Genomic DNA, 12,588 nt, shown 5'->3' with positions numbered 1-12,588 from the left:
CCCTCCTAAGACGCTATTACTTCTTCTAGCACGTTATTTAACGCTATTTGTAATGTATCTACACCAACACGACCTACAAAATCATAAAATGTTTCGGCTGGTAATTTATTCTCTTTGAAATAACTTATAAATGATGCGAGTACATCAGGTAGATCCTCGCCATCTATTTTTCCTTTTAACTTTTGATTGTAGGCACCGCCATCTAATAATGTTCCACCTACGTATATTTCAAACGCTTCAACAATGCCTTTTTCCTTTGTTTTCATTTTCACACCTTGTAACCCAATGTCAGCAATTTGACGTTGACCACATGAATTCGGGCAGCCTACCATATGAATTCGAACTGGAACATCGAGTGCAATTTGTGTATCTAAGTATTCTGCAATTTTTCGTAATCTTTCTTTCGTTTCTACTAGTGCAAGATTACAATATTCAATACCGGTACATGAAACCGCATGACCAATAAATGATTTCGGGCTAGCAGATATCGCTTCAAACAGCGGTTCACTAAGTAATCCTTTTACATTTTCCGGAGGAACGTTCGGAATAATGAAGTTTTGCGAGTTACATGTACGAATTTGTCCATTTCCATATTGCTTTGCGATTCTTGCAATCTCAAACATTTCTTCTGCATGTAAACGACCTACCGGTACATTAAAACCTACATATTTTAATCCCTCTTGTTTTTGGTCTTGAACACCATAAAAATAGCCTGCATTCCATCCTTTGAGTGCACTTTCCCCTTTACTTTGTAAAGGCCCTGTATACTCTATTAGTTTCTCTTTAAATTTCTCTGCTCCCCAGTCCGCAACAAGAAATTTCAACCGAGCTAAATGACGTTTCTCACGATATCCAAAATCACGGAATATAGTAGCAATCGCAATCGCCACCGCCTTCACTTCTTCTGGTAAAACGAATACATCTAATTCCTCAGCTAAATACGGACGGGCTGATAATCCTCCACCTACTTTTATATGAAAACCAACTTTTTTCTCACCATCTATTTCTTTCGTAGCAGGTGTAAATGCAACACAGTTAATCTCTGCGTTTGCTGAGTTATAAATATTAGAGCTAATAGACATTTTAAATTTACGTGGTAAATTAGAAAACTCTTCATTATGCTGGAAGTAATCGTATACTTCTTTTACAATATGCGTTGTATCAAATAATTCATTTGCATCAATGCCAGCAAGCGGATTACCTGTAATATTACGCGTTATATCACCACACGCTCCAGCTGAAGACAATCCAACTCTCGCTAATCTATTAAAAATATCTGGAATTTGATGAATTTCTAACCAATGAAACTGAATCGCTTGTCTCGTCGTAATATCTATTACATCACGTCCATAATCTTCAGCGATAGAAGCAAGTACTTCTGCCTGTGCATTTGTAATAATCCCTGACGGAATATTTACCCGCATCATAAAATAACCAGCTTCTTTCGGTCTTTGTAAATACAAGCCTGCCCATTTAAAGGCATCCCACTCTTCTTTCGGAATAGATTCGAAACCATTTTCCGCATAGTAAGGAATATCATTAAAAATTTCTAAGCCATCTTTTTCTAATTTATTTTTCTCGGTCTGATTTAATTTTTCATTGTTAGCCCATACTTTTTCATAACTCATTGTTTATCCCCCTATATAAAACTACGCTCTTGTAAGTACTTCACGATTTGTTCTGCACATTCTTCAATAGAATATTTGTGCGTTTCTACAATTAATTCCGCTTGCTCTGGCTCTTCATAAGGCGAATCAATACCTGTGAAATCCTTAATGTCACCTTTTCTTGCCTTTTTATAAAGCCCTTTCGGATCACGTTTCTCACACTCTTCAATCGGACACTTCACAAAAATTTCAATAAATTCATCTGCCGCTAATAAATCTCTTACTTGTTTACGGTCTACTCGAAATGGTGAAATAAATGCTGTAAGGACAACTGTTCCTTGATCTACAAATAACTTTGCCACTTCGCCAATACGTCTTATATTTTCCATGCGATCACTTTCAGAAAATCCTAAGTCTTTATTTAAACCGTGACGAATGTTATCCCCATCCAGCACATAATTTCCAATATTCTTTTCAAACAGTTTACGAGCGACCGCATTCGCTACTGTAGATTTACCCGAAGCTGATAAACCAGTAAACCAAATTACAAAACTGTGATGTCCATTCTTCGCTCTTCTCTCATCTTTTGAAACCGACGCTGTATGCCAAGTAATATTCGTATCCATCTCGTTCTCTCCCTATTCTGTTACTACTGCTTTTTTCAATCCTTTAATTAGTACTTCCACTACTTCTTTACGACTAAATGTACTCGGCGGAATCTCACCGTTTCTTAATAATTCTCTTACTTTTGTACCCGATAAAATAACATGATCTTCTTTTCCGTGCGGACATGTTTTCGTTGAAGCCATCGCTTCACATTTCGTGCAGTAAAAACTATGTTCAAAGAATAGTGGTGTAATTCCTAACTCTTCTATCGTAAAATTCGTGAAAATTTCTTGCGCTTCATAAGTACCGTAATAATCTCCTACCCCTGCATGATCGCGCCCTACTATAAAGTGGGTACATCCAAAATTCTTTCTTACTAACGCATGAAATATCGCTTCCCTTGGTCCTGCGTAACGCATGGCAGCAGGAAATACACTTAAAAAGACACGCTTTTTCGGATAATAGTTTTGAAGGAGTACTTCATAGCTTTCCATTCTTACATCAGCAGGAATATCATCCGATTTCGTTTCTCCAACGAGCGGATTTAAAAAGAGACCATCTACAATTTCAAGAGCAGACTTTTGGATATACTCATGGGCACGATGTACCGGGTTTCTCGTTTGAAACCCGACCACTGTTTTCCACCCACGTTTTTTAAATTCTTCCCTCGTTTCAATTGGGTCTAAATGATAAGAAGGAAATTGATTATTTTCAAAGCGTTTTGTTAGAATAATAGTTCCTCCAACGTAAACGTTTGGTCGTTCATATAATTTTTCCACTCCTGGATGAGCCCCATCCGTTGTTTTATATACAAGTAACGCTTCTTTTTCTTTATCTGGTACAAAAATATCTTCTATTTGAATGACACCATATATATTTCCATTGTTGACAAGCTTTACTTCCTCTCCAACTTTCAGGCTTTCTGCGACTTTTTCTGTTACAGGTAATGTAATTGGTATACTCCACACACTACCATTTGCTAAACGAAGCGTTTCTACGACTGAATCATAATCTTCCTTCCCTAAAAAACCAGTAAGGGGGCTATATCCACCTGTCGCCAATAGTTCTAAATCACTTAACGCAATATTGTCTAACTTAATTTCTTTTTCAATTTGTGATACGTCATATGCCTCATCTATACGGTTTACTAATTCGTTTACTATGCTCATTTTTCTATATCCTCTCTTAGCTTTATTTCAAGATTCATCTTATTGATAATGAAGACCACATTCAGTTTTCACTTTTCCAGCCCATCTACCATCTCTTGAATCGCCACCATCCCCAACAGGTAACGTACATTTCTCACACCCAATACTTGGATAACCAATATCATGCAACGGGTTATACGGCAAGCTATGTTTGTATACATATCGCCAAACTTCTTTCCACGTCCAATGAATGAGTGGACAAACTTTAATAGATTGAAAACGATGATCTTGATTTATAAACTTTGTATGCTTACGTGTTTCTGATTGTTCCCTTCTTAAGCCTGATATCCATGCTTTTTCCACTACTAATGATTTTTCTAAAGGTAAAATTTTTCTAATCTTACAACAAAGATTCGGATTGCTCTCCCACAGTTTTTCACCATGCAACTTCGCCTGTTCATCAAGTGTAAGTTCTGGCTGTTTTTCTATAATATTCAATGAAGGAAATCTTTCCCGCACTTTCCGAATTAATTCATACGTTTCTTGAAAATGAACATTTGTATCCAAAAATACGACTTTAGCATATGGATTTACTTGGTTTATAAGGTGCAGCAATACCATACCTTCCACCCCAAAGCTACATGCGTAGACAATTTCATCTTTATACTCTCCATAAGCCCACTTTAATACTGATAGCGCGCCTTTTGTTTCGTCTTCTTCCGAAAATGAAACAACATTTTCTTCCCACGTTTCATACGTCAACATGTTTTTTCCCCCTGTAAAAGCAAAAAGACGGTTTTAACCTAATGAAAATAGGTTAAAACCGCCTCTAGTTTTTCTAGTCAGCGCTTTTCACTTTAAACGTACTTTTTCACTTTTCTCTAACTGAATTACTTTTCCATCTTGCACAACAATTGTAATTGAACCATATTTCATATCAGCAAGCATCGCTTCAATCTTCTCGGATACTTCATCAAAATGTTCCCGTACACTCACGCAAACAGCCCCCCTTTTTATTCATAAAAAAAATCTTTCCCATTTCGAAAAGACTGTTCGGTAATATATTTTACCTTATCTTTCAAAATGGATCCCATTTTGCTGGATTTAGCACCTTGCTTTCTATAAGCAGGTTGCCGAGCTTCTTCGGGCCAGTTCCCTCCGCTTCTCTTGATAAGCTTTGTATTTGTATTTTATCACAATTCTGATTTTTTTCAATCCTAGTTTTCCGATATATTTTAATTATTTTATTTTATAAAAAAGGAATTGCCCATACGAACAACTCCTTTTCCTATTTAGACAAGCTCTTTAATACGTATGCGATCGTTCCCAATAATATTTTCATATGTTTCACGTTCCACAACTACTTGCGATGTTCCGCCTTTTGCAAAGACAACGGCTGGTCTTCGAATCCGATTGTAATTATTCGCCATCGAGTACCCGTATGCTCCTGTACAGGAAACTGCTAGTAAATCAGAAGCAGCGACTTTCGGTAAATGAATATCCCAAATCAACATGTCTCCACTCTCACAGCATTTCCCGGCAATCGAAACGAGTTCCTCATTCTCATCATTCCCTCGATTCGCTAACATCGCTTCATAACGCGCGCTATATAAAGCTGGTCTTAAATTATCTGTCATTCCACCATCGACTGATACATATTTCCGAATACCAGGAATATCTTTCACAGATCCAACTGTATAAAGTGTTGTCCCAGCATCACCTACAATGCTACGGCCTGGTTCAACCCATATTTCTGGCAATGGATATTCACATACAGTAAATTGTTCTCTCACTGCACTTGTTACAGCTCGCACATATGTCTCAAGAGTTAATGGTGTATCTGACTCTGTGTAACGTATTCCAAATCCTCCGCCTACATTTAACACTTTTACTACATAGTTTGTTTGCTCTCTCACTTCTTCTAAAAATTGGCGAAGAACTTCAATCGCTCGAACAAAACCAGCTGTTTCAAATATTTGTGATCCAATATGTGAATGGATCCCTAGCACATTATAATTGGATTTTTGTACAGCAAATCTAATTGCCTGCATCGCTTGACCGTTTGAAACGCCAAATCCAAATTTCGAATCATCTTGACCTGTTGTAATATATTCATGTGTGTGCGCCTCTACTCCAGGCGTTACACGAATTAATATGTTCACAAATTTCCCATGTTGCATCGCTAAATCGTGTAAAACTTCTAATTCAAAGAAGTTATCTACGACAAAACAACCGATATTCGCCTGAAGAGCCATCACTATTTCTTCTTCTGTTTTATTATTTCCATGAAAATGAATACGTGATGCCGGAAATCCTGCTTGGAGCGCAGTATATAATTCTCCCCCAGAAACAACGTCTAATGACATACTCTCTTCACGAGCTACTCGGCACATCTCCATGCACAAGAACGCCTTGCTTGCATATGCTACTTGATAAGAGAAACCACTTTCTTTAAAAGCACGATGAAATGCTCGGCATTTTCCTCGGATAGACTCTTCATCGTATACATAAAGTGGTGTTCCGTATTGCTTTGCTAGCTGCGTCGTATCGCACCCTCCAATTTCTAAGTGTCCTTGCCCATTAATTCGGCTTGTGCCGTGTAAATACATTTAAATTCCTCCCTTATTTCCTCTAAAACTCATAACCCCAATCTTCTATTCATTGCAGCACGCTTTTAGATAGACAAAAAACGCGCGGAACAATGTTCACACGCGTTTCTTATTAGGAAAAATATATATTGAAAAAATAAACGAGTTGTTATCTCCTCAAAATAAGAAACCGCATCAACATCTCCAAATAGCTCTCCATAAAATAAATATTATGACAGTACTACATTTATTCAATGCAGTCCCAATATATGAATAAGATGGTTATTCTTATATTTCGGCAATAGTCCCTTTCAACCTATGATCACAGATTCCATTAAATCTCCCATAGCTTACTCTTTCCTATCGCGGCCTCTACCTTTGAGAGTAGATGAGGTAAGTCTATTTAATTTTCAAACATCTAATTGTTGCTATTAACAATACCAAAGGACCATTTTATTTGTCAAACAATTTTTTATATTGTTTTTTTGCAGTTTAATTTCGTATCGTCTGGTAAGCGCTTTACTAATACCTTTGTTACTTCCCATTCGCCTTCTTCGTTATTAAATGTAATCGTTACCTTCTCAAATGGTGGAGCAATTTTCCCAGCAACACGTTCATACTTTGTCACTTCAATACTTGCTTGAAATAAATATGTACCGCTATACACTTTTTTTAAACTAATAATTTTAGGACATTGATAAGGTTTCAAACTTCCATATTGTTTTTCAATTGCTTTATTTATTTTTGGAAATAAAACAGAATAAAGTGCATCTTCCATAAGAGGTGCATCATATTGGGCTACCGACACACTCGGTGAAGTAAAAAATATAACACTACTGCATGCTATAAAACATAATAATTTTCGCATTATAACCTCCGTATTATCACGCGATTCTTTCTGCGTACGATAATTATCATACATAGAAATTCTGTTTTATTGTCTCCCACCACTCTTTTTCTACTCGATTATTATAAAAAAGCCCACAACCTTCTTTTATTTTCGTATAATGATACTCATAGTATAATAATCATAATAACAAAGGACTGTTCGTATATATAAAATGAGTCGTTAAGCAAACTGACTCTCAAGAACTGTCATGCTTTTTAGGAGAGGAGTATATTATGCTACAACATCTGTTTCCAAAACTGCGATTTGCGCTCGTTGCAGTCGTTTTACTATGGATTAAAACATATATTGTGTACAAGCTAGCATTTGATATTAAAATTGATAATTTCTTTGAAGAATTCATGCTTTTTATCAATCCACTAGCTGCGTTACTTTTATTTTTCGGCTTAGCTTTACTTGCATCTAAGCACCGAAACCGAATTATAATTGGAATCAGTTTTATACTGTCATTTATTTTATTTGGAAACGCAATGTTTTATGGGTTCTATAACGATTTCGTTACTTTCCCGGTTTTATTCCAAACAAACAATATGGCTGATTTAGGGACAAGTATAAAAGAACTCTTTACGTACAAAACATTACTTTTATTTGCAGATGCAATTATTTTAATGTTTATTTCGCGTAAATTCCCATCATTTGGGGACAAAACACCACTTTCCCGCTCAGAGAAGCGAACTTTCTTTAGCGGTGTAACAGCTTTATTAGCACTACAAATTGTTGTATCAGTTATTTATAAACCACAAATGTTCTCACGCTCATTTGACCGTCAAACTGTCGTGAAGAATTTAGGTTTATACACATATCATCTATTTGATATTACGCTTCAATCCAAGTCCTCAGCTGAGCGTGTATTTGCAAGTGGGGATGGGTTTTCTGAAATTAAAAACTATACAGACTCAAAAGACAAACAAGTTGATAAAAACTTATTTGGAGCTGCAAAAGGTAAAAATGTAATTTTAATTTCAATGGAATCTACACAAAGCTTTGTTATTAATAAAAAAATAAATGGAAAAGAAATTACACCATTTTTAAATGAATTTATTAAGGATAGTTTCTATTTCGATAACTTCTATCATCAAACTGGACAAGGTAAAACTTCTGATGCTGAATTTATCGTTGAAAACTCACTTTATCCGCTAGATCGTGGTTCTGTATTCTTTACTCATGCAACAAATGAATACACAGCGACACCAGAACAATTAAAGAAATACGGATATTCTTCTGCCGTCTTCCATTCAAATGATAAAACGTTTTGGAATCGGGATGTAATGTATCCTGCGCTTGGATATGATCGTTACTTTAATTTAAATGATTACGCAGGAACGGAGCAAATGTCTGTCGGTTGGGGATTAAAAGATAAAGAGTTCTTTGAACAATCTATTCCAAAGTTAAAATCTTTACCGCAACCGTTCTATACAAAATTTATTACATTAACAAATCATTTTCCATTTCTTCTAAATCCGGAAGATCAATATGTTGATGAATTCAACTCGGAAAGTGGTGTTGTAAACCGCTACTTCCCAACTGTTCGTTACACAGATGAAGCTCTTAAATTATTTATTAAACAATTAAAAGAAGAAGGATTGTATGATAATTCCGTTATTGTCATCTATGGTGATCATTACGGTATTTCCGAAAACCATAACGCAGCTATGGCACAGTTCCTAGGAAAAGATACTATTACACCATTCGATTCTATGCAATTACAACGAGTCCCTCTTATTATTCATGTGCCTGGCCAAGAAGGAAAAGTTGTTTCTAAAGTATCCGGTCAAATTGATATTAAGCCAACGCTCCTTCATTTACTTGGTATTAAAACAAATAAATCCGTTGAATTTGGAACTGACTTATTTATTAAAGAGAAAGACCCGCTTATGGTAATGCGTGATGGTAGCTTTGTTTCTGAAGAGTATGTTTATACAAAAAATATGTGCTACAAAAGAAGTACGGGTGAAGAAGCTGACATGACGCTATGTCAGCCGTATATTGAAAAAGCAAAAACAGAATTAAAACTCTCCGATAAATTAATTTATGGAGATTTATTACGCTTCGATCCTAATAATCGATATAAAACTGGAACGATGACAACGAAATTTGAATAGTAAAGGAAGCAACTTTATACAAGTTGCTTCCTCTTTTTATTTTCACTTAATTTTCAAACCATCCTTCTATGAAATCTTTCACAAATTGGTAATTTCTTTCGTATGAGGAATAAATTTATGGTATGATAAAATAAGTAAACTTTCATACACTAATTAAGAATTTATTACAGAAAGCAAGGGATCAGATTTTGTATAGAGCAGCTATTCCAAACTTATTTACGCTCGGAAATTTATATAGCGGATTTTTATCAATCGGCTATGCATCTTTAGGATATTATAAATCAGCTGCTATTTTAGTACTTATCGGGATGATGTTAGATAGTCTTGATGGTCGTGTTGCTCGTTTATTACGTGTTGATTCACAAATGGGAAAAGAGCTCGACTCGCTTGCAGATGTCGTAACATTTGGTGCAGCACCAGCTGTTTTAATGTATTACACATCTTTCTCAAACTACGGAATCATCGGATTATACATAGCGGGATTATTCCCTCTTTTCGGAGCATATCGTTTAGCACGATTTAATGTAACACCATCTTCTACTTCAATGAAATATTTCACTGGAGTACCGATTACAGCAGCGGGAGGGCTTGTTGCTTTCTTAACGTTATTTTCACATACCATTCCAAAAATCGTTCTTATTACCGTATTTGTAACGTTCGCATTTTTAATGGTGAGCCGCATTCGTATCCCAAGTTTAAAAGATGTACCAATTCCACGATATAGCATCATTATTACACTATTTTTAGTTGGAATCATTATTACAATGTATCAAACAGGATTTGGAAATTTTTCTGTTTTCTTATTCATTGCCATTCCACTATATATTTTGTACATGTTATCTCAATTCATTAGACAAAGACCGTCTAAAAAAACAAATAAAGAAAAATAAGAAAACCTTCCGAGTCCGGAAGGTTTCTTTTTATTTTGTGACTAATACCTTTTCATTTACAGGTGTTACTGGCTCTTCGCCGTTTAATACAGCTAAAATATTTCTAACAGCCATTTCAGCCATCGCATCACGAGTTTCAAATGTTGCATTCCCTACGTGTGGAGCAAGTACTACATTCTTTAATTCTTTTAACTCTTCTGTAATTTTCGGTTCAAATTCAAACACGTCAAGAGCTGCTCCTTCAATTTCATTCGTTTTTAATGCATGAGCAAGTGCTGCTTCATTCATAATTGGTCCACGTGAAGCATTTACAATATACGCTGTTTTCTTCATCATTTTAAACTGCTCTTCATCAATCATATGATGTAATTTTGGATTATAAGCACAGTTAATTGTAATAAAGTCTGCTGTTTGTAATAATTCTTCCAACGTCACATACGTTGCTCCCAGTTCACTTTCAGCTTCAAGCTTACGATTTGGCCCTGTATATAAAACATCCATTCCAAATGCTTTCGCACGTTTTGCAACAGCCTTCCCGATTTCTCCAAGACCTATAACTCCGATTGTCTTACCATGGACTTCTCGTCCCAAGAAAAATAACGGTGCCCATCCGTTAAATCCGGTCGTACGACATAACGTATCCCCTTCAGGAATTCTACGCGCCGCTGCTAAAAGAAGTGCAAATGTTAATTCTGCAGTCGCTTCCGTTGATACTTTCGGTGTATTCGTAACTGCAATTCCTTTTTCGCCCGCATACGTGTAATCAATATTGTCGTAACCAGCACCATAGTTTGCAACAATCTTTAAATGAGGCGCTGCATCAATAACTTCTTTTGGCACCTTTGTCGAAAGTAAACTTAACAATGCATCTTTATCTTTTACACGCTCTGTTAATTCATCTATAGAAATTAACTCCTCTTTATCGTACATTTCTACATCATGATCTTTTAATAGTTCTAATCCAATTTCCGGAATTTTTCCCGCTACTAATATTTTTGCCACTACTAACACCTCTTCTATAGAAAATAAGATATCTCTTATATTTCATTGTAAGAAATCCACATATAAAAACCAAGGAATTTGATTATAGTTTTAAAAATCGACACTTTTCCATGAAAAAAGAGGAGATGCAACTCTCCCCTTTTCTTACGCTTTTTCCTGCGATTCTTTTCCAAGCTTCACATCAATCGTTCCTTCTGCAACCGTATCGCTAATTTGCTCCTCAATAACCGATTGAGATACAGCATTCGTTTCAGAAGTATAAGCTTGTTGCTGTGCACCTTGTACATTTTGTTTATTTTGTTGTTTCGCCATTTCTTACCCTCCTTTTCATTCTTTCTTATTTTGAACAAAAAGGACGGTTTTCATCAAAAAATTGCGTTTCATTTTGAATTTGTTACTTCTTCTTCAAGCGACCTCATTACTCTTGCTCGCTTCGTAAATGTTGCAACCTGAGTAACACCGTGAGCTCGTAATGTTTGTACATTTTCTTGTACATAATTCCCTAAATCATTTGGATAATGGGCATCCGAAGAAATCGTAATTGGAACACCATACTTAGCTAATACTTGTAAATATAGTGGACTTGGGCACATTTCACGAACAGGATAACGATAGTATAATCCTGCATTTATTTCTGTTGCCGTATTCGTTTCTACTAACGCACAGGCAATTTCCTCATAATAAGAAAGCTGTTCATTCTCATCCAATCGATAATTAAATACCTTTATATTATCAAGATGAGCGATAATATCAAATAACTCGGTACGAATCGCACTCTCAACTGTTTTAAAAAACATATCATATAATGCGCGTAGGTCATGCTTCTCAAAATATTCTTTCGTATCTGGATTATCAAATCCCCAGCCATTTAGAAAATGAACAGAACCAATTATATAATCAAAGTCTCCTAGCGCTAATAATTCTTTTAACTCTCCTTCACAACCAATAAAATAATCCGCTTCAATTCCAAGTTTAAGCGTGACACCTCTTTTACTCCATCGTTCTTTCGCCTCTTCAATAACCTTTGTAAAATCATACAGTGAAACTACCCTTACTTGATCTAACCATTCCTTCTGTATACGCCCGAGCTTAGAATCACTAATATCTACATATTTTTCATAATATCCTTTCGCTTCATGAAAACGATATAGATGATCAACAATTCCCACTTCTTTTATACCTTTTCGCACAGCTTCTTCTAAATAGAGGTCCATCCATTCTGTTGTAAATGGCCCTTCCTTCACACGCTTTTGCAAACGCTCTTGTGTTTTCATAAGCCAATCAATAGAATGCCTTTCTTGAAGCGGTTCATAACGTTCCAGCGCTTCATTTATTTTAGAAAGCCATCCTATTGAATACGGTCCTTCTTCTAAGTGAAGATGATAATCTACTTTCATATACATTCCCCCTTATAATGTATCTATTTCCCTTCTATCCCCAACTTTCGAAAGCTTTCCATTTCGTTCTTTCACCTCTCGCATGACATCTTCCAATGTAATATTTTTTTCAGCTAATAAAACGAAACAGTGATAAAATACATCAACCATTTCTTTCACTACTTCTTCTTTATCATTATTTTTACATGCGATAATTACTTCAGCACACTCTTCACCAATTTTCTTTAAAATTTTATCTTCTCCTTTTGAAAATAAATAATTTGTATACGATTCAGGAAGTGGGCTTTCCTTTCGTTCTTCAATTGTTTTATACAGCAACTTAAAGGCATTTTCCATATGTA

Annotated in this window: 13 protein-coding genes and 2 riboswitches; of the genes, 2 read left to right on the top strand and 11 right to left on the bottom strand. The window is 35.7% G+C overall.

Going from position 1 to position 12,588, the window contains the following annotated elements; all coding sequences use genetic code 11:
• Positions 1–5: 5 nt before the first annotated feature.
• From NST86_RS07325 to NST86_RS07295, 7 genes are all read right to left on the bottom strand, one after another.
• On the bottom strand, positions 6–1,628 hold the full coding sequence (locus NST86_RS07325) for a nitrite/sulfite reductase (RefSeq protein ID WP_000119607.1): 1,623 nt from the start codon (positions 1,626–1,628) through the stop codon (positions 6–8).
• A gap of 11 nt (positions 1,629–1,639) precedes the next feature.
• On the bottom strand, positions 1,640–2,233 hold the full coding sequence (cysC, locus tag NST86_RS07320) for an adenylyl-sulfate kinase (protein WP_000380494.1): 594 nt from the start codon (positions 2,231–2,233) through the stop codon (positions 1,640–1,642).
• A gap of 12 nt (positions 2,234–2,245) precedes the next feature.
• The gene (sat, locus tag NST86_RS07315; protein WP_000029483.1) at positions 2,246–3,382 is read right to left on the bottom strand and encodes a sulfate adenylyltransferase; all 1,137 of its coding nucleotides are present in this window, start codon (positions 3,380–3,382) and stop codon (positions 2,246–2,248) included.
• 39 nt (positions 3,383–3,421) lie between these two features.
• Positions 3,422–4,126 carry a phosphoadenylyl-sulfate reductase gene (locus NST86_RS07310; RefSeq protein WP_000959010.1) on the bottom strand — a complete coding sequence of 235 codons (705 nt, stop codon included), beginning with the start codon at positions 4,124–4,126 and terminating at the stop codon, positions 3,422–3,424.
• A gap of 87 nt (positions 4,127–4,213) precedes the next feature.
• Complete coding sequence (locus NST86_RS07305) at positions 4,214–4,357, bottom strand: YezD family protein (protein ID WP_000116158.1); 144 nt, start codon at positions 4,355–4,357, stop codon at positions 4,214–4,216.
• Positions 4,358–4,429: 72 nt separating this feature from the next.
• Positions 4,430–4,538: riboswitch (SAM riboswitch) on the bottom strand.
• Positions 4,539–4,653: 115 nt separating this feature from the next.
• Positions 4,654–5,970, bottom strand: a complete 1,317-nt coding sequence (gene lysA, locus NST86_RS07300) for a diaminopimelate decarboxylase (RefSeq protein ID WP_000280678.1) — start codon at positions 5,968–5,970, stop codon at positions 4,654–4,656.
• A 180-nt stretch (positions 5,971–6,150) separates the two neighbouring features.
• A riboswitch (Lysine riboswitch) is annotated at positions 6,151–6,332 on the bottom strand.
• An 89-nt stretch (positions 6,333–6,421) separates the two neighbouring features.
• A complete protein-coding gene (locus NST86_RS07295) occupies positions 6,422–6,817 on the bottom strand; it encodes a DUF3888 domain-containing protein (RefSeq protein WP_001228751.1) in 396 nt (131 codons plus the stop codon).
• A gap of 254 nt (positions 6,818–7,071) precedes the next feature.
• On the opposite strand from NST86_RS07295, the gene NST86_RS07290 reads away from it, so the two are divergent.
• Together NST86_RS07290 and pssA are read left to right on the top strand one after the other, a co-directional pair.
• A complete protein-coding gene (locus NST86_RS07290) occupies positions 7,072–8,958 on the top strand; it encodes an LTA synthase family protein (protein ID WP_000939082.1) in 1,887 nt (628 codons plus the stop codon).
• 188 nt (positions 8,959–9,146) lie between these two features.
• On the top strand, positions 9,147–9,848 hold the full coding sequence (pssA, locus tag NST86_RS07285; RefSeq protein WP_000285418.1) for a CDP-diacylglycerol--serine O-phosphatidyltransferase: 702 nt from the start codon (positions 9,147–9,149) through the stop codon (positions 9,846–9,848).
• 30 nt (positions 9,849–9,878) lie between these two features.
• Here pssA and NST86_RS07280 read toward each other — a convergent pair whose 3' ends face one another.
• The 4 genes from NST86_RS07280 to hisE form a co-directional block, all read right to left on the bottom strand.
• Positions 9,879–10,850, bottom strand: a complete 972-nt coding sequence (locus NST86_RS07280; RefSeq protein WP_001062840.1) for a 2-hydroxyacid dehydrogenase family protein — start codon at positions 10,848–10,850, stop codon at positions 9,879–9,881.
• 144 nt (positions 10,851–10,994) lie between these two features.
• On the bottom strand, positions 10,995–11,162 hold the full coding sequence (locus NST86_RS07275) for a YozQ family protein (RefSeq protein ID WP_001118882.1): 168 nt from the start codon (positions 11,160–11,162) through the stop codon (positions 10,995–10,997).
• Between the two features lie 68 nt (positions 11,163–11,230).
• The gene (locus tag NST86_RS07270; RefSeq protein ID WP_000861856.1) at positions 11,231–12,247 is read right to left on the bottom strand and encodes a histidinol phosphate phosphatase domain-containing protein; all 1,017 of its coding nucleotides are present in this window, start codon (positions 12,245–12,247) and stop codon (positions 11,231–11,233) included.
• Positions 12,248–12,259: 12 nt separating this feature from the next.
• Positions 12,260–12,583 carry a phosphoribosyl-ATP diphosphatase gene (gene hisE / locus NST86_RS07265; protein WP_000426356.1) on the bottom strand — a complete coding sequence of 108 codons (324 nt, stop codon included), beginning with the start codon at positions 12,581–12,583 and terminating at the stop codon, positions 12,260–12,262.
• Positions 12,584–12,588 lie beyond the last annotated feature (5 nt).

It is taken from the genome of Bacillus sp. FSL L8-0199 (assembly GCF_038005705.1).
Taxonomy (GTDB): domain Bacteria; phylum Bacillota; class Bacilli; order Bacillales; family Bacillaceae_G; genus Bacillus_A; species Bacillus_A cereus.
The sequence above is the reverse complement of the archived record's forward strand: the minus strand, read 5'-3'. Positions and strand labels throughout refer to the sequence as shown.